Below are 20,987 nucleotides of genomic sequence, written 5' to 3'. Positions count from 1 at the left end.
GCGGCCTTTGTCGTACGTCCACCGTGAATTGCCTACGCTCATCAACGACGAACGACGAGGACAAGACGACGACCAACAGCCCTGGGAACATCCGCAGGTCGCCGCTCACCTGGGTACCAGTGCCAGAACTGCCCCCACATCCGCAAGAGTCGAGGCGTTCTTCCAAAACCCGACGACACCAGGTCGGCGGACCGGCCACGTGGAAACCCGCCACCCTTCAGGACTGGAAGCCCGCCGGTCAGGGGTTTCGCAGCGTGTGGGGCTCGTAAAGTCATCGCTGCAGGTGGGAGCCTACGTGCCAGGCCCTCCGCGGTGGCTGGGATGCTGCGCGTGTGATCATCTCGATGCTTTACCGGGCCACCCGGGCGCTGCTGTCCATACCCGCGGTCCTGCTGCACCGGGACACGGCCAAGGACGCCGAACTGCTGGTGCTGCAGCACGAAAACTCGGTGTTACGACGACAACTCAACGGTCCGGTCCGCTACGAGCCCGCGGACCGGTTCTGGCTGGCCGCGCTGTCGTCGCTGATACCGCGCCGCTGCTGAAGCAGCATCTTCGCGGTCACGCCCGGGACGCTACTGGCCTGGCACCGCAGGCTGATCGCCAAGGAGTTGGGACTACTCCGACCGACGCCGACGCACCGCGCGTCCACCGACGGCGGCCACGCTCAAGAAGCTGGTGCTGCACCTGGCGCAGGAGAATCCGCGGTGGGGCCACCGGCGGATCCTGCACAAGGCCGGCATCGACCCCGCCCCGCCCCGCGCCGCACCGGCCCGAGTTCCTCACCGCGCAGGCCGATAGTGGGGATTCTGTGTGTGGCCGGATGTGGCCCAGCACGACGAGGTTCTGGGGGGAGTTCCAGGACTTCATCCGCACAGTTCACTCGGATACGAGGACGCGAGCTTAGCAATGGGCTTCTTGAGTAAATGGACCGGAACGAGGGTCCCTGATGGCCATGTCACCCCGAAGCCGGTGGCAGATGGTTGAGGCCAGAACTCTCCCAGCATGCCAGCGCGTCAATTTAGCCTGCACTGGGCGAAACTGTGGAGATAGGCTCCTTTGATGACCAGAAGTCGGAGTGCACATTGGGCTCGGGGACCGGATAGTCGTAGTTAGGACCCTTTGGCGGTGTTGTTGGATCTGCCACCTTCGACTTCTTGGCGCACGGGGAGTCGACGGAGAGCACCACCTGCCCGGCCTTCACCACGAGCAAGGTGATGCCGAACCCGTCCGGCGACTGAGCAAAGACGGCAGGGAACTTCTGGCTCTTGTTGACCGATTTGATTTCGTAGCCGTTCTTCTCCCAGAACCTCTGTACTACACCGATGAAGTTGCCCCTCCTCTCCTTCGAGATGACGGTCATCACCGTGCGTTCCCGGGACACGTCGCATTCACCCTCGGACGCGCCACTATGGGTCCAGTTGACCTCCGGCTTGATGGCGTTCAGTGTCGCGTCGAGCATCGCATCCGCGCGTTCTGCCGCCTCTTGCATGGTGATGTTCATAGTGGGCCCCCTGCGCTCGCCAGTCGGGGAGTTGCCATGCCCGTTGGCGAACCCGCAGCCGACCAGTAGAGAAGCCAGCATGGCAACGGTTCCGGCAATCCGAAGGTGATTACTCATCGCGGACGCTCCGTAGAAATTTCCTCAGGAACTCCGGCAACGATACGCGCAATATTGTTGGCAGATTCCTTGTCCTTTTCTGGACTGAAGTAGTTCGAATGGGCAGGCGCTGGGTCATGGGGATCCTTGAACGCCGGCGGCCCATCGTCCACGAGGAACCGGTGAGCTCCAAAGTCCTGGCTGGCTGGGTCCGTGCCAAACCACCGTAGATCGGGATCACCGGCCATCCCTCCGACGATGAATCCGGTAGCTCCTCCGGTGACTCCGCCCACGACACTGCCTATGAAGCCGCCGGGACTGCCTGGGGGGCCGGCGGCGTAGCCGCCGCGGGTGCCTTCGCGGAGGGCGCCGTCCAGCATGCCATGTGCTTGTTGGTGACTGGGGAGTTTGGTGACGGGATCGTTGTCAGCCGCCCCAACGAAGACGTGGTCCTTGCCCACGTTCAAGTCCGCTGCCTTGTCGGCCCCTGTGCCGGGGCTACCGACGAGCACGATGTCGTCGGCTCCGGGGATGCCGCCGTCCATTTGGGCTGCCTGTCCGACGGTGTACGAACCGTAGGAGTGCCCGACGGCTGTAACGTGCGGATCACTGTGTTCATTTGTGGCCGAGATGCCAGCCATGAACTGGTTGTAGGCGGGGGCTCCCGCCTTTGCGTCGTCCGCCGTCATCACATCGGCGCTCTGCGGCGCGTCATAGCCGAGCCACACGATGGAAGCGCTCGACGGATTGTAGTTTTGCGCATCATTCGCAGTGTCTGCGGCCCGGCGAAGGTCGCCCGTGGCAAAGGACTCATCGAGGGCCGTGCCCAGGCCGGGAACATACGCGGAAACATTCGCGGCGGCGTCGGGATTGCCGTAGCTCACGATCGCCCGGCCGTTGCCCTGATCTCCGATGCCCAGCAGATAGGGCTTCGGATACTTCGGATCGGGGTGCTCCAACTGGCTTTGAATCTTAGTCAGCCCGGCCAACATCGTCTTGGACTTCTCATCGTCGCGCCCGTCCATCTTCCCGATGAGTACTTGGAGGTTTTCTCGGTTGGCCTCATCACGCACCAGAGCCGGAATCCCGTCCATGTTCCCGATCAATTCCGGAAACGCGGCGATGTACTCCTCGCGCTGCTCCTTGCTGAGATGGTCCCACCACTCCTTGCGCTCGGCAGGCGTCTTGTCCAGTGGGAGCTGCTTGCCTGCTACGTCACTCACCGCATCGACGTCTGACGCTACATTCGCCCAGGTTGCGGCGTCGACGTCCAGCCCGCGTGCTGCCTTGAGCTTCTGAAGGGTGCGACTGTATCGATCATCGATCTCACGGGCTTCGCGCACGGAGTGGGCGACGCGATCTGCGATGTCCTGGGCTTTCGCACGGTGTGGGTTCGGGCTCTTCAGCTCCGGGGCATCCGGTCCCATACCTGGCGTGTACTTCGGGCCTCCGCCTGAGCCGAGCATGCCGTTGTTGCCCGCGACGGTCCCGCCGGCCACCTGATCACCCGTGACTTCGTTCTCGCCGCCCGGCGGATAGGTGATGCTGCCGTCCGCATGGACGGTGTAGCAGTACGCCGCAGCGTCGCTCAGTGCCTCGCTCAACCGCTTCTGCGGCGCTGCCAGTTCAGTCGCCAGCCCATCGACGGAGCCACGAATCAGCCCGCCCTCGGTCTGGATGTAGTGGTAGTTCTCGCCAAGGCGCTTCAATCGCTTGACCGCCGACTTCGCCGACTCGCTCTCCTGCGTCTTGGCGAGCTTGCCGCTCATGTCACCGTCAACGCGCTCGCGTGCCGCATCCGCACGGCGCGACAGTGCAGCCCACCCGTCAGCCGCATCGGTCAGCTCGGACAACTTGAGGTCTTGGAGTTGCTGCCAAGTAAGTCCAGATGCCATGGCTACAGCCCCATTCTCGTGCCGGGAACCTTCACGCCCTTGGTCATGGCACCCACCTCGGCGTCCACCTCTCCGAGGTCTACCGCAACTTGACGCAACTTGGGTTCGAGCGAACTGCATTCTTCCCGAACCGACTGGAGGCGCTCTTCCCAGGAGTTGAGCACGATCTTCAACGAGCCTAGGCTGGCCAGTCCTTCAAGGCCGCTGCCCATGCCTTCATGAGCGGAGCGGAGCTCGACTCTGCAGGTGCTCGTGGTGGTCTGCAGGTCGTCAGCCGTTCCGGCAGCCTTGGTCCAGGGGCCGCTCTTATGCTTGAGCCTGCCCGCTCCGCCCGCAGTACCTGATGGCTTCGCATATCCGCCCTCGCCCTGCAGACTGTTGATCTGCATGTGCGTGGTCTGGCGCTGCGCCGCGTCGGCTTTGAGCTGATCCCACTCGTCCCACGACATGTCCGAACTCCTCCCCGTGTCCCGGACACTGCCCGGTCAAGCATCCCAATGCGTCCGTCGCGCTCACTGAGATTGATGTTGTAGACGTTACGGCCCGGGTGCGCTGCGTCACGTCCGCACGATCACTCAAACCGGCACTGAGTATCTGTACCTAGTCCTGAGAGCGCGTCAGCGCATGTGCGCCATGGCTCAAAATAATCACCACCCGTCGGCGGGACCCTGGCTGGTCGGGCGGCGAGGTGGCGGCGCCTCGTACACCGGGCCCGGCTGCGGAATCTGACCGGATGTTGCGGGCCCGTACATGGCCGGTCCGGGCCTCCGCCGGCGCCGCACGACAACCCCGGCCGCCACCACGCCGAGCATCACGACCGCGCCCGCGCCTACGGCCACCCCGAGCACGGTGCTCCCGCCGTCATCCTTCGCAACGGTGGCACCTACCTGTTCGTGTTCAGCGGCTGGCGTCGAGGGGGAAGCCGGCGTGGCCGCCTTAACGGGGAAGTCGGGCAACGGGTACGTGTCAGCCGGGCCTGGGTCGCCTGGCTTGGGCAAGGCGATACGAGGGCGCACGATGCCGTAGCCGATCGAGTCGGTGCGCTTAGCGCCGTCGACCGGACCACCGATCGTGTTCAGCATGACGCGCAGCACCTGGTTGTTGGTCCAATGCGGGTGCTCGGAAGGCCTGCAACACGACTCGGCTGTCGCATCAACTCGCCAGCGCCAGGGATACCAACGCCTCCTCAGGCACGACCGTCTCAGAGCTATGCTCCATCGGCCCCTCCGGTACAGGCGACGCGTCAGCCTGCCTATCAGGCTCTGCCAAGGCGGCTTGTCAGCCGACGACGCGAAGGGCGAAAGCTCGGGAGTGTTGGGGGCGCTTGGCGCGTCTGCTGCGGCTGCCGCCGGTGCAACCGCCGCAGCAGCGAAGGCTATGGGCGTCGAGGGCGAGACGCTGTCGAAGTTCAAGCGCCGGGTCGACACCCAATTGCGTGACCTGGAGAAGTCGCACGCGGCGCCGTCGGAGATCGCGACGGGGACGCTGAGCACAGGACGCCTTGGGACGTTCGACGAGGCGGACGCGCTGCACTCTTCCTACACGCACATGCACACGCAGCTGGAGAACCTCTCCAAGATCCTGGGCGCTTCAGATCGAGGGGCTCGTCGTCACGGTCGACGCGTCGAAGACCGGATACGACAACCTCGACGAGGACGTGCGCGCCCGCCTGAGCCGCGTCCGCAGTCATGCCGACGCCCTGACCGGCAGCTCCAACGCCAAGTCGCCTGAGAAGCATCCAGGTTCGACGGGCGGAGAGCCTGACGAGCCAAGCCCCAAGCCTACGGACAGCGAAGCGGGCCGGCTGTGACGCAGCGAGCGCAAGACACCGAAACTGCCGCGGCAGCGGCCAGGTCCGAGCAATGCGAAGCCGAGGGCGAAGCATGAGCGGCGGTCTTGGATCCCGCATGTGGGGCATGGTCAAGCACTACCGCTTCGCCGTTCAAACTCCCGATCAACTGTGGGCGATGGTCGAATCGGCGGACGGCTCGACGCCCGCGGATCTCGGGGCGCTGCTGACGTCGGCGGCGAAGACGATCAAGGAGATCGGTGACGACCTCAAGACGCACAGCACGGCCCAGCCGACTCCGGCAACGGACCTGGATTCCCGTCACATCCGACGACGACGGGTTCTCGGTGACTTCATCGACCGCCATCGAGAACCGGCCCCCGATGGCCGGCGAGACCCAGTCTGACTGCCGCGAGCCCCCTGCCCCCACCTGTGCAGTGTCCCGCAACAGCGTTCAACGTCTCGATGCCGCGCACAACGGCCCGGACAGAAATCCGACATATGGGGTCTCTGGAATCGGAGATGGGGCCAAGATTTCGCATGGCCCCATATCGTCGGTTCCCGTTATGGGGACGTCGCTCCCAGCCCCGCTCCCACTGGGAGCGAGTGTGACCTGCGCGAAGAGCGCAAGCCCATACCCATAAGAGCCCCCGAACGACGGGGAGCCAGCGGCCACAAAACGGACACGGATGTGAACGTGTGGCCAAGAAATCGAATATGGGGCCAGTGGCCCGAGTGGGAGCAATCCGTAATGGGGACTGGGAGGGAGCGCGCTCCCTCCCATCGCTCCCAGGGAGCGGGCCCGGGAACAGAAAAAGGGCCGTTATGAAAACGGCCCTTCACCTGCGACGTTCGATACGTTCGAACTGTCGGGACGACAGGATTTGAACCTGCGACCCCTTGACCCCCAGTTGGGCGGTCGCTCCCGCATTGGCCCTCGAAGTCTCCAGTGCGCCGTTGAGAGTTGCTCGCGGCGACCGCACCGAGGTTCGCGGAACTACACGCCCAGGGCTCACAGTTCGGCCCTCCCGACAGAAGTCCCCAGCTACTCCCCACAGTACGCGCCGTTAGCGGGCTATCAATCCCCGTCTCATTCCGAGGCGCCCTGGACGACTTGCCGCTCTCGGGCCTGCTGCACGCCGTTGCGCAACGCCATACGTCGATGCCGGAGGTTGCCAGCAGAACAACACCCCTGCGCCCTAAGGGTATATCGCTGAACCAATGGCCGAGACTCGAGAATCAGGCCAACTGCACCGCGCGTCACGTCAAGGGCCCAACGCTCGCCGGAGCCAGATTCGCCTCCGGCCCTGCCGTCCCTCGGCCTCCGCCTCAGATCTCAATAGCAGAAGCCTAACCAAGACAGGCTGCGCTTCCTCAATACGAAGCGTTCAGTCGGATGCAGCGCTTACGGTGGCGTCCCGCGCGTCACAGGCACGCAGAGCCATCCAATGACGCGCCATGCAGGCAGCACCTGCTTCGTCATCCGGCAGAACGGAGACCCGCGCCCATGCCCGAGCCCGCTGGAGAACACAACAAGCAGCAGGCCACGGAAGGCGACCAGACGCCCATGCAGCGTCTCCGCGCCCTCGACCATCTCACGCCCCGCGAAGCCGCCAAGCGCTGGGGCGTGCCCAGGGATGCGACCACCTCGGTCGCTCGGCAGATCACCTACATCCGTGAAGGGCTCTGGGGGCAACTCGCCCCAGACCGTGAACGGTGCCCCGTACCCGTCGCTTCGTTCTATGGCTTCCCCTGCAAGAATCCGGTCGAGGAGGGTCGCGCCTCCTGCGCCATGCACCGCCAGGCAGCCGAACACCCGGGCCCCACCCTGTCCGAAGAAGCTCTCGCTATCGTGCAGTCCCGTCCCGGCTGGGAAGAGCTGCGCGAACGAATTTGGAAATTGGACAAGCGGGCCCTTCAGAGTGAACGGCTCCGACTCGCCAAGGCGCTGCGCTCCTACGCATCCCTCCCCGAAGAGGACTACCGGCTAGCCGCACTTCTGCTGCCGTCCGACGATCCGGCCACTCAAGGCCGGCGAGCTATGGGCCTGCCCGGCCCCAACGACGGACTCGGTGATGCCGCTCGTCTCCGCGGGCTCGGCGTGCTCCTTGCCGCAGTGGACGCGGCCGTCCTCGGTCTCCCAGTTGAAGCCCCGCTCGCTCGCCCGCGAGGAAGACGGACCACTGCATCAGGAGACGACGTCTCTCCGAGAGCGAAAAAGGAAGAGCCTCTCCTCTACAACGTGCAAGAGGCCTCGAAGCGCCTCGGTATTTCTGCCGCCTGGCTCCGCGACGAATCCGCCCGCGGGAACGTGCCGTACAGGTCGATCGGTTCACGCCGGATGTTCAGCGAGGAAGACCTGGAACAGATCGTCAAAGACGCCTACCGGGCGCCCCACCAACGACGAAGAAGCTGGTGACCGCAGCTCCCTCGCCCTCCTACGGTCTGGTCACGCGTCCCGGCCGTGAGATTTTCGACCATGCCCGGATGGACGGGCATTGACACCTTCTCGCGGCCACTTCTGGTGAGTAGGGCTTGCCAACTGCCATGCTTCATCGGAGAGAAGGGGGATCAATGTCCATCGAGCGAGACCGGGCCGGAAATGACGCGGACAGTCGTGAGCCCGTTTACAACGGACCCGTTTTCAACGCAGATGTCAGTGGTGCCGTCTTTGCCTGGGTGACCACGATGGCGGCAGCGCCGTTCCTACAGTCGGTGGCGTCCCACTTCGGCAGCCGGCTGGCAGGAGCAATCGACAACGGCACACGGTCAGCGCTACGCCGGTTTCTGTTCCGTCAGATCCCTGAGGGCGGCGGAGCACCAGTACCTTCAGTCGTGTTGACGAGCGAACACGGCTGGTGTGTGACCGTGCGTGATGACCTTCCCGCAGAAGCGATTGGACAACTCCTTGCACTGCACGACGCAGATGCCCCGAATATCGTCATTGACCTTGCCATGCCCGCACGGTTGACATGGGACAACGGGCGATGGCTCCTCGCCGGACGCTCCGCCAGCGGCGTGGCCATCTATCGATGGGATGCACAATCAGATAGTTGGGCTGAGGTCTCTTAGAACCACTAACGAAATGAGTAACGGGGAACGCTAGGCTCCCGGGGCATGAGTCAGAGTGGTTCGCAAGCGGCAGCGTTCTTCCGAGAGGCCCGCCAGAGCGGAGTGGTCTGGTTTGTCCGGGATGACGAGGGAAGCCCCGCTCCCCTCTCCGCGGACGGCACACGAAGTCTTCCCTACTGGTCGACCATGACCCGCGCCCAGAGGGCGGCGAAGATCTGGGGGCACGGGCTACGTGTTGAGTCGATGCCCCTGGACGCCTGGCGCGATCGCGATCTGCCCGATGCCACCCAAGAGGGATACATGATCGGGATCAACTGGAGTGGACCGCGCCTCGTCGGCTGGAGCTTCACCCCGGTGGAAGTCCTCAACCGACTCGCAGCGGGTGATTAGCCTACGGCGCCGCTCAACACAGAGCGCAGCCGCCGCCAACAGATAAGAGCGCATCCGAGAGTGAGGAACGCTTCGTGGATGTCGTCGCGTATCTCCCAGCGGATCCGTAGGCGGCGGAACCAGTGCAGGTGAGTGAACGCGCGCTCCACGACCCAGCCTTGGGTACCCAGGCCGGAGCCGTGCTCGATGCCACGGCGGGCGATCAGCGGTTTCACGCCCAGGTCCCACACCAGGCGGCGGTACTTGTCGTGATCGTAGCCGCGGTCGCCCAGCACCACGTCAGGTCGGCGTCGAGGTCGGCCACGCTGGCCGCGCACGGGCGGCACGGCCTGGAGGAGCGGGATCAGCTGGGTGACGCCGTTGCGGTTGCCACCGGTCAAGGTGGCTGCAAGCGGGATGCCGGGCCCAGCACAAGAGGCCATCCTCGAAGCCTTCGGCCGAGGGGCGACGGTCAAGTCGTGCGTACCGCCCTGCAGTACGGGCCTGAGGCCAGGACCTGTCCGTAACACCGGCCGGCATCACTTCCGCGCCCAGCAGCCCAATGGTTTTTGTCCAGCTCTGTCAGCGCTTCGAAAGACCAACTCGACCTAAAACCGGCGCACATATAGCGGCAGTTGATAGAAAGCAGTACGCGGCCACCGTCACGGGACGATGGCGTTGCCCCCGTTCCGGTCACTGGAGGTAGTGAGTATGGCGGCCACGCTGTACCGAGACACCGGCTACGTCCTGTCGCATCTGATCGAAGAGATCAAGCACGGCAGCGTCGCGCTCCCGGACATCCAGCGTCCGTTCGTCTGGTCGACTGCCAAGATCAGGGACCTGTTCGACTCGATGTACCGAGGCTATCCGGTCGGCACTCTGATGTTCTGGGAGACCGGCGCCGAGGTCGGGACGCGGCAAATCGGCGGCCGAGACAACGATCGCGTCCCCCGACTGCTGGTCGTCGACGGACAGCAGCGTCTGACGTCCTTGTTCGCTGTGCTGACCGGGGAGCAGGTGATCACCAAGACGTTCGAAAAGCGGCGCATCCGCCTTGCGTTCCGCCCAGCCGACGAGACGTTCGAGGTCACAGACGCGGCCATTGAGAAGGACCCCGAGTTCATCGCCGACATCACAGCGCTGTGGGACGGCGGCTACAAGTCCACCGTCCGCACCTTCTTGAACCGGCTCGCCGAAGGCAGGGACGGCGAGCTCAGCGACCGCGAGCAGGACCTGCTGGAGGAGCGGGTCGACCGAGTCCGTGATCTTCGCGATTTCCGCTTTCAAGTGATCGAACTCGGAGCCACCGCCGACGAGGAACAGGTCGCGGAGATCTTCGTCCGCATCAACTCCGAGGGCGTGAAACTCAACCAGGCTGATTTCATCCTCACCTTGATGTCGGTGCACTGGGAGAAGGGCCGCCGCGAGCTGGAGGTCTTCTGCCGAGCTGCCGTCGACCCCGCCGTGACTGGCCCCTCCCCGAGGAACCCGTTCCTGGAGCCCAGCCCTGACCAGTTGCTGCGGGTCGGGGTGGGACTGGCCTTCAACCGCGGCCGGTTGCAACACGTCTACAGCATGCTGCGCGGCAAGGACCTGGAGACCGGGAACGTGAGTCCCGAGCGGCGCACGGCGCAGTTCGAACTCCTGCGACATGCCCAGGACGACGTCATCGACCTGACCAACTGGCACGAGTACCTGAAATGCCTGACCGCGGCAGGGTTCCGGGGCCGCAGGATGATCACGTCGGAGAACGCGGTCATATTCACGTACATCCTGTGGCTGCTCGGGCGCCGCCGCTTCGGCTTGGACTACCCGGCCCTGCGGGCGATTATCAGCCGCTGGTTCTTCATGGCCCACACCACTGGCCGCTACACGACCTCCCCAGAGAGCCAGGTAGAGGCCGACCTGGCTCGTATCGCCGCGCTTGAGCCCGGCAACCCTGACGCGTTCCGCACAGAACTCGACCGGATGGTGCGGTCAAATTTCACAGGGGACTACTGGGAGATATCCCTGCCCAACCGCCTGGACACATCCGCGTCCCGGTCCCCGGCGTTGTACGCCTACTACGCCGCCCTTAACCTGCTCGATGCCGAGCTGCTGTTCAGCAGATTGAAGATCCGCGATGTAATGACGCCCGACGTGGTCACACCACGATCGGTGGAGCGCCACCACCTGTTCCCGAAGTCCTTCCTGGCCGGCCAGGGCATCACCCATGGCAGGCAGGTCAATGCGATCGCCAACATGGCGTTCATGGACTGGCCGGAGAACATCAAGATCGGTGCCGACGACCCGCACGACTACTGGGCAGCCATGACCCACGATCTGGGGTCTGGGCGACTGAAACAGCAGACGTACTGGCACGCGCTGCCTGTCGGCTGGGAACAGCTCGACTACACCACCTTCCTGGAACGACGCCGAGGACTCATGGCCCAGGTCATCCGCGACGGATTCAGCCGTCTCTGGGACGACCGGCCCTTCTCACCCTCTGCAAGTGTCGAAGACCTGATCGAAGCCGGCGAGTCCCAGACCATCGAGTTCAAGTCCACGGCACGTTGGAGCGTCAGGGCCGGGCAGCTCGACCGCAAGCTTGAGCACGTCATCGTCAAGACCGTGTGTGCCCTCCTCAATGCCGAAGGCGGTGCTCTGCTCATCGGTGTCGACGACAACGGAAACATTCTCGGTCTCGACTCGGACTGGAAGACCCTCGGACCGCGGGGCACTCGGGACGGCTATGAACTCTGGCTCCGGCAGCTTCTGGACACCAACCTGTCCCAGCAGACTGCCGGCGTCGTCCGGATCCGCTACGAATCCGTCGACGGCAGGGAGGTCTGCGCCGTTTCCGTCGCGGCTTCCGGGAAGCCGGTGTTCGCCAAACCGGACGGTGGACGAACAGCGACAGAGTTCTGGGTGCGCATCGGTAACGCGTCCAAACAGCTCCACGGCGACGACATGGTCAACTACCAGACACGGCACTGGGGGTAGTAGTCATGCGCTGGTCACGGATGGCCTATGGCTGATCCAGCCCGGCAGGGGCACGTTGTGTGGACGGCGGGGTTTCACGCGACAGAGGTCGCCGTCGGACTTGCGCCAACTCTCCTCGCCCGAAGCGAGATCATCGACCGGCTCCGCCAGCTGAACCACCAGGTGTACGCCAGCGAGATGTTCCTCGGGCTTCACAAAGGCCGAAGAATCACCCGCACATGCCCCCGGCTTCTGCCGGAGCCCACCGGAAGAAGGCAGAGCAGAAGAAGCCCGGCGACATCCTCGACTTCGAGTACGTCGGACTCCCCCGCCCCGAGGGCACTATCTTCTGACCCCCGAGCACCACTCCGCGTCGGTGGCCTCACCACCCCCGCCGACGCGGTGTCCCGCACCCCAAGGCCGCGCGCAAGCCACCCCACGGGCCGTACCGAACACCGAGGCAGATCCATGTCGACGACCCAACACATCCTCGACCACCGCCGCGTACAAACCGCCGTCATCGGCCACAAGAACTCCGACCTCCCGGTCCTCCTGCCCATGGACGCTCACGAGCTGGACCTCTGGCGCAAGGCCCATCCCAGCTACAGCTACTGGTGCGGACACCACCTCGGCGGATGCGGCGGCGAGTTGAGTGACCGTCGCTACACCGAGAAGGTCTGCCACTTCGCCCACCACCCCAGCGCCCCCGTCTGCCACCGCACAGCCAACGGCGAGTCCAGCGCGGACCACCTGTTCATCAAGCGCGGCGTGCAACGGCTCCTGGGCAAGCAGCAGATACACGGCGACGTACAAACCCGTGACCTGGGGACCGGGCCCGGCGACGCCGTCGACGTCTACCTTCCACACACCAGCCGCATCATCCGCTTCCAGCTCAGCCACTGCGACTACCCCGCCTGGCGCCGCCACACACGAGACGAGGCGGGGCCAATGATTATCGAACTTCGCTGACCTTGCAGCTGTTCGTAAGCCCGCCGCTCTGCATGATCGCCCCCAACCGGTGATGGCGCCGAGCCGGCGGGGTCCCAAAGCGCGGGCGGATAGGCTGCTCGAGATCAACCACTGACGGGGAGGCGTTCGTTCATGCCAGATCAGACTCCGCATTCGGCCGCTGACCACTTCGGCAGAGACGGGATGCGGCGCCTGTCGCTGTCGAATCTTGGTTCCACCGTGCAAGAGGATGCGCGTGCTGTTCTGGAGCAGGTCGGCGTGCCTCTGGTAGTGGCTCCATACTTCGCTGCTGCGGGCGAGACAGACGGTTTGACGCTGGGGCTGTATGCCGGGCATCAAGGGCTACGCTGCGATGAGTCGCAGGCCCATTGGGTGCGCGTAGGTGCGGACGGGCTGGCTCACATCGCGGTCAGTGCGGACGGCGTTGTACACGCGGTCTTCTTGGATCGGATAGAGCCGGGCATGTTCGTGAACTCGGATGTGTCTGCGTTCAGTCAGTGCCTGGCGGTCCTGGATCGGCGCTTGGGTGTGATCGCTGCCTCGACGGATCTTGCCGGTGGGGCGGCTGCGTTCCGGGAACTCAACGCGGAGCTGCGTCTCATTGACTCAGGCGCGTTCGAAGGACGCGAGAACTGGTGGCCGCGGGTCTTGGACGATGTGCGGCATGCTCTCAACATCGCCTTCTCGGCGGCGATCGAGCACGTCGACGCGCGCGGGCAGAAGCACATCGTCACGGACGCCACCGGTCCAGGGAAACTGCATCCGGAAGAGCTGATCTGGCAGCAGCTCCAGGACGCCGGCGTCGATGGGCAGCAGGTCACACGCGTGTACTGCGAACTGGAAGCGTGCATGATGCCCGGGCACTACTGCGCGGCGTGGATGGCACGGGAGTTCCCCAATGCTCAGTTCACGCACAGCTTCGACTACGGGGATACGGCTGAGTCGCGGGAGGAAGGCCTTAAGGAGTTGATCCGCTTCGCGGCGGAGCGGGCGCGCCAGTGACCCCGCAGGCATGGCCTCCGCCGCCGGCGGGGCGGGAGCCTGCTGGTGTGGCGATTCTGGGGTGGCTGGGTGACCCACGTGCTCCGCGCGTCTGTGTGATCAGCGGTGATGAGGGTTGCGGTAAGTCGCTGTTCCTGGCGTGGCTCGCCGAACAGGCGACGCGGCCGGATGTCGTGGTGGAGCGTCGCGTCCACGGGCTCGTTCCTCTGGCCGGGCAGTCGGCGTTGACCGCCTCTTGGATGCTGGCCGAGCAGTTGGGCTCGGCGGCGCGCACGCCGGGTGATTTGATCGCCACAGTGGCTGCTGACCGGCGTCGGACCGTGATCGTCTTGCCCGACTTGCATCACTCCGCCGCACCCGAGGCAGTCGAGGAACTGATCTGTTCGCTGGCCCGGTTCGAGCAGGTTCGGCTCATTGTCGAGACGCGCGAGGTGTCTGCGGAGCTGTCGGCCTTGAGCCCTGCTGTCATGGATCTGCGGGCGGCTCAGTGGCGGGACGAGGAGCGCTACGCGGCGTGGGTGGCGTCTGCACCATCGCCGGAGCCGGATGCGCCGTCGGGCGGCCAGCAAGCTGCTCCTGACCTTGATGACCCCAGCTCGGTGTGCGGCAGCGATCCTGGGCAGGTCACGGCCCTGTACGAACTTTCCGAGGAATCTCACCGAGGGTTGCGTGCCGCGTGGCTGCGTGCTGGTGGTGCCCTGACGCGGCCCTGCTCACCAGCCGAGAGGGCCCTGGTGCTGTGGGCAGCCTTGGGAGACGACGCTGATCCACGGTTGGCGGACGAACTTCAGGCGCTGGCCCACAGTGCAAGGTGGGCCGTGTGCTGGAAGCGGATGCGCGGTGATATCAGTCCGCCCTGGCCTGGGCCCGCGTTGGCTCTGGGCGTCGGCGTGTGCAAGACGTCCGGCAGTGTCGCGGTACTCGATCATCAGGGCATTGTCCGTCTGGTCGCTGCAGGGAATGGCGAGGCTCATGGCCGGCTGCCGCACGCAGTGCCTGGGGCCACGGCGGCGGCCTTCGGACGGGACGGCGGCCTTACTGTTCTGGACGGCCACGGGCGCATGACTCTGCAACATAGTCCGACGGTGCCGCGCTCTACGGGGATCGCCAGCTTGCTGGAGACAGAGTCGAAACCGCTGGAGCAGCTTGTTGCCGCTGTCGAAGCATCCGCTACGGCTGTCGCCTGTGTTGGTGGTGCTCTCGCGTATGGGGACGGCACCGGCACCGTGCGGGTGATGACGCTGAACGGTGACACGATCGATGTTGCCCACGAGACTCTGCACGAGGGGGCGGTGACGGGCCTGGCCGGGCTTGAGTTGGCCGAAGGGGCCGCGCTCGTCTACAGCGGAGGCCAGGACGGTCGCGTGCGCATGTGGGCGCCAGGCCAAGCACCGCTGGCGTCTGCGCTACGGGAGAGGGCCTGCGCCGTGACGGCTCTGTCCGCGGCCCGGACACCCGATGGGCCGGTGCTGGTGATCGGCTGGGAGGACGGCTTGGTGGAGTACTCGTCGGTGGAGGCCGAGCCTGCTGAGCGGTTCTTCCGGCCCGGGGCGCCCGTGCGATCAGTGGCTGCATTGGCAAACGGGGACGTCATGGTGGGAACCGACGAGATGTTGGTTTGCCTCACGCCGTCCTGAGGCGGGTTGCTTGGCCTGATGTGGTGCCAACTGTGTTGACGCCTCGTCACGTCATGGCCTAAGCAGGGAATACTTTTGTTTCACGGGGGAGATGAAACGCGTGGGCAAGACGCTGCCCGATGATCTCGTTGAAGTCCTTGACCTTGTCGGCGTCAACTGGCCGAACATAGACGAGGACGAGGTCCGAAGCACAGCCAAGGACTACCGACACCTCGCCGAAGGCATCAACGATGCGATCACACAAGGCAATCGGGCCTGCTCCTACATAGTCGGCGGCAAGAGCAAAGGCAAGACGGTCCATGCCATCGACCGGCGCTGGGGCAAGCTGAGCACCAGAGATCTCGCGACGTTCTCCAAAGCCCTGGACGACCTGGCCGAAGCACTCGATGACTGCGCCGGCTTTATCGAGGGCTGCAAGGTTGTCTGCATCACCGAACTAGGTGCGACAGCTGCGACCGCCACAGCAGGCGTCATCGGCATGTTCTTCACCGTAGGACTCAGCGGGCTGCTGAGCGCAGCCGCGATCGCTGCATGCCGTTTCGCCCTACATGAGGCGATCGACTATGCAGTAGGCCAGATCACGCAGATTGTGACCGACAAGATCGAGGCAAAGATCCTCGGCAAGATCGAGGACCTGTTCACCGACGCGCTGGATGCCCACGACGACGGCAAGGCCGGTAGCTACATATCGGGGTCGGCGGACATGGCAACGGACTTGGCGATCGAGTTCGACGACTTCGAGAAAGCCTCCGGCGGCTACGACGAGACGAAGCGGGACTTCGACAAGAAGAAGCAGCTGCACAAGACCGGCGGCGGCAAGCGGCGCAGCTCGGTGAAGAAGGACAGCCGCTTCCACAAGCTCGCCACCGTCATGGACAAGGCCGAGGACGCCGTCGACAAGAAGGCGGACGAGACCGTGCACGTGCTGGAGAAGCACGGTGCCGACATCGAAAAGGCCAAAAAGGAACACAAGAAGAGCGACAAGAAGACCAAGGACGACATCGACAGCTGCAAGGACGTGCGCACATACCTCCTGGACGCGGACGGAACGGTGCGCCGGCTTGAGGCAGACGGCGATCTGAAGGCTCTGGACAGCACCGACAAGACGCGCCTGGACGGCATCCTCGACAACGGCAAGGCGTACCGGCCCTCCACACGAGGGGATCGCGAAGAGTTCAGCGTCGCGGACTCGTACAAGCAGAAGGTGAAGTCGACCAAGGTCGATCCCTACACCGATGAGCTGGGCCAGGCCACGCAGTTGGCCCGGTACGCCCGTAACGACTACAGCGGGAACAACTATGCCGCCGGGCGGTACATCGACCCCGACGAGCGGGGAGAGAGCATTCTGGTCGGCTATTCCCAGAAGAGCCTGCACTCAGAGCGGTCGATCGGCTATCCCCTCTTGCACAACGGCAAACAGGACGGTTTGAAGGAAGTCTTTACGGAACGGGAGCCATGCCAGAAACGGCCCCGTTGTGACGCATGGCTGGACAAGTACTTCAAGAACGCGAATACCGTCCATCACACCAACACATACGATCAAGACGTCGGTCGACACAAACGTGACATCGAGCACCAAAAGTACATGGAGGAGCTGCAGGCTCACCATGGCCGATAGCATCGATCATCAGTTGCCCTCCCAGAATGCAAAGGTCCCAGCATGAACTTCGTCGTGTCCCCGGACGAGGTACGCACTGCGTTCGGGCTGACGGGTGTCGTCTACTTCCCCCGTTACAGCGCCCCGCACAACCAGCTGAACGACCGCGCCGCGCTGTTGCTGAGCAGCATCGGCCTTCCGGACACCGAGTGGTTCATGTCCAAGGCCAGCCTGCGCGCCGACGACTCCATCAACCTCAGCGAGTGGTACGCGGACAAAGGCACGGTGCCCAAGGAGTGCAACGACTGGCTGATTCTCGGCATGTTCGCCGACACCACTCTCGCTCTCGCTCCGAACACAGGCACGGTCTACGCCCTAGGCGACGGTGAGACGGAACTCGTCTACAGGGTGATTCACCGTGACGTCGAGTCGCTCGTCTATGCCCTGACCAAGTTCCAGATCCTCCAGCAGGAGCTGGAAGACGGTGACGACGAAGACACGGAAGAACGCGTTGACGCGCTCCGTGCCGAGATCACCGAGTTCGACCCTCTGCCCTTCGAGGACGAGGACTCGCAGTGGCACCTGACCTTCGAAGAAGTCATCGACGGCATCTGGTAGGGCGAGCAGCCGGTCGGTGAGCTGGGAGATCACCCACATTTCGAAGATTTCGATGGTGTCGGCCTGGTGTCAGGGGCGAGCGCTATGGTGCTTGGCCGTGGATGCTACTGATCTTGACTACCGAGCCCGGACGCGATCCGGCTGCATCCCGCCGGAGCTGGTCTCGCGGCTGCTCGAACGAGGCCATGCCGATGTGGTGGAGCTGCAGGCCGGACGCGGGGAGTGGTTCTGCGCACTGGCGTGGGCGCGGGTGCTGGGTGAGCAGGGTAGAGAGGCCGACGCGTTGGAGGCACTGGCCCCGTACGTGGCGACGGGCTGGTGGACGGCTGTCGTTGCCGCGGCCGAGTTGCTGGAAGGCTGGGGCCACATCGACGAGGCAATCGAGGTCAGCCAGACCCGCATGGAAGCAGGGCACCCAATGGCTTTGGAGGCCTACACGCGGCTGCTCGCCCGGCACGGCCGCGCCGAGGAGCCGTTCGCTCTGCTCGTGCCGCACGTCGACGACTGGCTGCTCGCCACCGCCCTGGTCGACATTGCCCCCGTTGCCGGCCGCGAAGAGGAGGCCGCCGCGCTGCTCGCCGGCCGGATCCGGGCCGACCACTGCTGCGACGGCCCGTGGTGCTGCCGCGGCCTCGATTCCGACATGGCGCTCGGCCTGCTCGCGACGCTCCGCGAGCGCCAGGGCAACATTGATGAGGCCATCGCTCTGCTCCGCCGCCGACAGATCACCTCAATAAACAGCCGAGACCAACTCGCCGACATGTTGGCCCGACACGATCGAATCGAGGAACTGCACGCCTACGCCGCGCTGGACGGGCATGAGGAGGCCGCACAGCAGCTGGCGGAGCTGCTGGAGGAGGAGGGCGACGTGGACGGCGCGATCGCCGTATACGGGCAGGCCGACGGCCCCGCAACCCGGGACCCGAACTCGGCTTACGAGCTCGCGCAGCTCCTGGCCCGACACGGACGGGGCGGAGAGGCGATCGCCGTAATGCGCGCCCAGGCCGACGCGCACCATAGCGACGACTGGCTTCTCCAAGCCTTGTCCGAGCTGTGCCTCGACCAGGGCCGCCCCGCCGATGGCCTGGCCCACCTCGATGCCCTCGACGCCCAGCGCGGGAGTGAGGACGAGTGGGAGCTGTTCTGGATGCGGTTGCCTCTGATCGCCGCCTGCAGTGGGGTCGACGAGGCGGTTGAACGGGCCCGAGCCCACCCCGAAGGCACCACCTGGTACGCGGCGGAGCACATTGCGCACCTCCTCGCCGGTGCCAGGCGCACCGAGGAAGCCGTTACCGTCCTCCAGCAGCACGACCACAGGAACAGCCATGACCTCGCCGGCTACCTCGTCGACCTGGGCCGCGTTGAGGAGGCCCTGGCCATCATCCTGCAAACCAGCCCTCCGCCACCGCTCGTGCCGACGACACACCTGCGGTCCGACGAGCCACCATTCTGAAGCCCCGACCGAGTGCGGGCGATGACGGTCCGTCACTCGATTGTTGATGGGCCGGCCTTGCGGTTGACGGCAGCCAGCACCGTGCGCCACCGTCCCGGGTGGACATACGGGCTTCGACGTAGGCGGTCCAGTCAGCGGCCGCTCGGCGCCGCCAGTGCTCGGCGGTGACTGCGTGGAGTCCGAGCAGGGGTGCGAGGACGGCTGGCCGCAGGTCCTCGGCGAGCTGGACCAGTGCGGTGGCGCGGGCTGGCCGGATGGGGATGTGGTGGGCGGCCAGGCGCCTGGCGAGGGCAGCGGCGGACACGTGCTGGCCGGGGCGGATCATCAAGCTCGCGCAGCAACGCCAGCAGATGCGCTTCGCTCTCGGTCATACGCTCATCTTGCCGAGCCAGCCACAGGTGGAGCGGTTCGGGGTACCACCACTCTCCCCGTCCCCGACATCACCCATTCAAGTTCAGTATCAGCGCAGGGCGGAGCATTTCCTCGCCCTGCGCAGGGTTGCCACCGCCCTGATCTGCGACCGACGACTGGATGGAGCGGCCGATTCACACGGCGCCGAGAAGGCTCGGATCAACTCCATCGAACTGTCGGCATGCGTTCCGGGCGGCGCCAAGCAATTCTCTCATCGGAATGGCACGACGGCTGGTCGCCGAAATGTCCTGGCGCGCCTCGGCAGACCACAATGGCGGGAACATCGACAGGCCCTGACTGCTGTTCAGCGCCCGGACTTCCTCCTTCCAGCCGGGCCAGCGCAGATCGGCGTAGAACGCATCGAGTGCCCCGGACACTAGCCAGGCCAACCACGTCGAGTGACTGACACCCAGAGGCTCCCAGCGAAGGGAATCCGGAGCGAAGTAGACAACCTCGCCAGGGGCGCCGGGACGGTCGGCGTTGGCGGGAGCGGCGCCGTTGAGAGTGAAGACGCCGCCCAGCACGTCGTGTGCCACCGTCAAACCGGTCTCCGGTCGCCATAGTGAGTCGAACGTTTCGGGGAACTGATTCACGCGAGACAGGCCCGGCACCCCGTGCGCAGCCCCACTCATAGGGCTGCCGAAGACTCGCAGCCATCCGTCGTCCACCAGTAGACCGCCGCAGTGCAACACCACCGCACCGAGGTACGAGCTGGCCGTGACCTGCAGCTGAAGAATCGACGCTCTACCCAGATCGCTATCGGGCGGAAGCACCTCGACAGACACCGGACTTGCATCGAGTGTCTCCCTGAGTTCCGGCCAAGCCGGATCCTCGACATCGATCAGCTGACTCAACTCACGCATGCCCGCATCGTCGCACCCGCACCGTACGTCCCAACGAGCAGGGCGCTTCGATGAACCACCCGCCTATCGAGATGACCGAGCAGGCCGGTCTGTGAAGGATCAAAGTGACTCCACGCAGCGCGTGGCGTAGGCAGACAAGGTCTGCCTACGCCACGCGCCTCGAACCGAACGTGTGCGTCACTTCACCTTGACGCACGCCAGGGTGGACGAACCCTTGAACTGCGTGCACAGTCGCGAGCGCGCCGGGATCTTCGGACCGTTGTGACCGATGGCACCCCAGTTCACTCCTCGCCAGGTGTCCCCGCTCCAGCGGGCGCTCGGCTTGCGCCAGCCCGCCCCCACGCGCATCCGCCCGCCAGGCGAGGTGTACACCCACCGCGCAGCTACCGCTGCCTTGTTGCGCGTGTTCTTACCGGCAAAGACCGATTCCACTACCCGCGCAGAGCCGCTCTTGTGGTACCTCAGCACCACGTCATACACGCCCCCACCGGCATGCCCCACCACCCGGATACTCGCCGGCTTCGCTGCCACTGGCGCGGACACAACCGTGTCTGCCGACGCCGTTCCCGACACCAGCACCGCCGCCACCACGCCCGTCATGCTTGTCATACTCAATTTCATTCGCATGCTCGCGATAACCGATGGACCGATCATGCGGGCACGGGCGAGTCGCCCTTGATCACTCCGTCGAGCGATATATGACTCCGGCAGTTTCACTGTGTCACTCGTCCCGGTTCCCGCCCCCACCACG

General features: G+C 64.9%; 18 protein-coding genes and 2 pseudogenes. 13 read left to right on the top strand and 7 right to left on the bottom strand.

Annotation, left to right across the window (positions count from 1 at the left end):
• Window positions 1-332 precede the first annotated feature (332 nt).
• Window positions 333-771: pseudogene (locus ACIPWY_RS31285) on the top strand (integrase); the annotation flags it as partial.
• Window positions 772-1,021: 250 nt separating this feature from the next.
• Here the strand turns inward: ACIPWY_RS31285 and ACIPWY_RS31280 are convergent.
• The 4 genes from ACIPWY_RS31280 to ACIPWY_RS31265 form a co-directional block, all read right to left on the bottom strand.
• On the bottom strand, window positions 1,022-1,504 hold the full coding sequence (locus tag ACIPWY_RS31280; RefSeq protein WP_401536021.1) for a hypothetical protein: 483 nt from the start codon (window positions 1,502-1,504) through the stop codon (window positions 1,022-1,024).
• Window positions 1,505-1,617: 113 nt separating this feature from the next.
• Window positions 1,618-3,495: an alpha/beta hydrolase gene (locus ACIPWY_RS31275; protein WP_401536019.1), complete on the bottom strand. Its 1,878-nt coding sequence runs from the start codon at window positions 3,493-3,495 to the stop codon at window positions 1,618-1,620.
• Between the two features lie 2 nt (window positions 3,496-3,497).
• Window positions 3,498-3,944 carry an amino acid ABC transporter permease gene (locus ACIPWY_RS31270; protein WP_401536017.1) on the bottom strand — a complete coding sequence of 149 codons (447 nt, stop codon included), beginning with the start codon at window positions 3,942-3,944 and terminating at the stop codon, window positions 3,498-3,500.
• 198 nt (window positions 3,945-4,142) lie between these two features.
• On the bottom strand, window positions 4,143-4,577 hold the full coding sequence (locus ACIPWY_RS31265; protein WP_401536015.1) for a hypothetical protein: 435 nt from the start codon (window positions 4,575-4,577) through the stop codon (window positions 4,143-4,145).
• 193 nt (window positions 4,578-4,770) lie between these two features.
• Here ACIPWY_RS31265 and ACIPWY_RS31260 point away from each other — a divergent pair, with 193 nt between their 5' ends.
• The 5 genes from ACIPWY_RS31260 (at window position 4,771) to ACIPWY_RS31240 (ending at window position 8,746) form a co-directional block, all read left to right on the top strand.
• A complete protein-coding gene (locus ACIPWY_RS31260; RefSeq protein ID WP_401536013.1) occupies window positions 4,771-5,226 on the top strand; it encodes a hypothetical protein in 456 nt (151 codons plus the stop codon).
• Window positions 5,227-5,411: 185 nt separating this feature from the next.
• On the top strand, window positions 5,412-5,690 hold the full coding sequence (locus ACIPWY_RS31255; RefSeq protein WP_401536011.1) for a hypothetical protein: 279 nt from the start codon (window positions 5,412-5,414) through the stop codon (window positions 5,688-5,690).
• A 1,101-nt stretch (window positions 5,691-6,791) separates the two neighbouring features.
• The gene (locus ACIPWY_RS31250; protein WP_401536009.1) at window positions 6,792-7,703 is read left to right on the top strand and encodes a helix-turn-helix domain-containing protein; all 912 of its coding nucleotides are present in this window, start codon (window positions 6,792-6,794) and stop codon (window positions 7,701-7,703) included.
• Window positions 7,704-7,858: 155 nt separating this feature from the next.
• Window positions 7,859-8,356: a hypothetical protein gene (locus ACIPWY_RS31245; protein ID WP_401536007.1), complete on the top strand. Its 498-nt coding sequence runs from the start codon at window positions 7,859-7,861 to the stop codon at window positions 8,354-8,356.
• Between the two features lie 45 nt (window positions 8,357-8,401).
• Window positions 8,402-8,746 (top strand): DUF2750 domain-containing protein, encoded by a 345-nt coding sequence (locus ACIPWY_RS31240; RefSeq protein WP_362928364.1) that lies wholly within the window; start codon window positions 8,402-8,404, stop codon window positions 8,744-8,746.
• Here ACIPWY_RS31240 and ACIPWY_RS31235 read toward each other — a convergent pair.
• Window positions 8,743-9,153 (bottom strand): annotated as a pseudogene (locus tag ACIPWY_RS31235) (transposase); the annotation flags it as partial. The gene ACIPWY_RS31240 and the pseudogene ACIPWY_RS31235 sit on opposite strands and share 4 nt — an antisense overlap.
• A 283-nt stretch (window positions 9,154-9,436) precedes the next feature.
• Here ACIPWY_RS31235 and ACIPWY_RS31230 point away from each other — a divergent pair.
• From ACIPWY_RS31230 to ACIPWY_RS31200, 7 genes are all read left to right on the top strand, one after another.
• Window positions 9,437-11,707, top strand: coding sequence for a DUF262 domain-containing protein (locus tag ACIPWY_RS31230; RefSeq protein WP_401536005.1), 2,271 nt, complete (start codon window positions 9,437-9,439; stop codon window positions 11,705-11,707).
• A 447-nt stretch (window positions 11,708-12,154) separates the two neighbouring features.
• Complete coding sequence (locus ACIPWY_RS31225; protein ID WP_401536003.1) at window positions 12,155-12,655, top strand: hypothetical protein; 501 nt, start codon at window positions 12,155-12,157, stop codon at window positions 12,653-12,655.
• 132 nt (window positions 12,656-12,787) lie between these two features.
• Window positions 12,788-13,657 (top strand): nucleic acid/nucleotide deaminase domain-containing protein, encoded by an 870-nt coding sequence (locus tag ACIPWY_RS31220; protein ID WP_401536001.1) that lies wholly within the window; start codon window positions 12,788-12,790, stop codon window positions 13,655-13,657.
• Window positions 13,658-13,704: 47 nt separating this feature from the next.
• Window positions 13,705-15,294 carry a hypothetical protein gene (locus tag ACIPWY_RS31215; protein ID WP_401535998.1) on the top strand — a complete coding sequence of 530 codons (1,590 nt, stop codon included), beginning with the start codon at window positions 13,705-13,707 and terminating at the stop codon, window positions 15,292-15,294.
• A gap of 100 nt (window positions 15,295-15,394) precedes the next feature.
• The gene (locus ACIPWY_RS31210; RefSeq protein ID WP_401535996.1) at window positions 15,395-16,912 is read left to right on the top strand and encodes a nucleic acid/nucleotide deaminase domain-containing protein; all 1,518 of its coding nucleotides are present in this window, start codon (window positions 15,395-15,397) and stop codon (window positions 16,910-16,912) included.
• 42 nt (window positions 16,913-16,954) lie between these two features.
• Window positions 16,955-17,509 carry an SUKH-4 family immunity protein gene (locus ACIPWY_RS31205; protein WP_401535994.1) on the top strand — a complete coding sequence of 185 codons (555 nt, stop codon included), beginning with the start codon at window positions 16,955-16,957 and terminating at the stop codon, window positions 17,507-17,509.
• A gap of 16 nt (window positions 17,510-17,525) precedes the next feature.
• The gene (locus tag ACIPWY_RS31200; RefSeq protein ID WP_401535992.1) at window positions 17,526-18,962 is read left to right on the top strand and encodes a tetratricopeptide repeat protein; all 1,437 of its coding nucleotides are present in this window, start codon (window positions 17,526-17,528) and stop codon (window positions 18,960-18,962) included.
• A gap of 545 nt (window positions 18,963-19,507) precedes the next feature.
• On the opposite strand, the gene ACIPWY_RS31195 is transcribed toward ACIPWY_RS31200, so the two are convergent.
• Window positions 19,508-20,236: a DUF2625 domain-containing protein gene (locus ACIPWY_RS31195; RefSeq protein ID WP_393705244.1), complete on the bottom strand. Its 729-nt coding sequence runs from the start codon at window positions 20,234-20,236 to the stop codon at window positions 19,508-19,510.
• A 177-nt stretch (window positions 20,237-20,413) separates the two neighbouring features.
• On the bottom strand, window positions 20,414-20,836 hold the full coding sequence (locus ACIPWY_RS31190; RefSeq protein WP_393705245.1) for a hypothetical protein: 423 nt from the start codon (window positions 20,834-20,836) through the stop codon (window positions 20,414-20,416).
• Window positions 20,837-20,987: the final 151 nt, after the last annotated feature.

The organism is Streptomyces sp. NPDC090032, assembly GCF_044748025.1.
Lineage (GTDB): Bacteria > Actinomycetota > Actinomycetes > Streptomycetales > Streptomycetaceae > Streptomyces.
The sequence above is the reverse complement of the archived record's forward strand: the minus strand, read 5'-3'. Positions and strand labels throughout refer to the sequence as shown.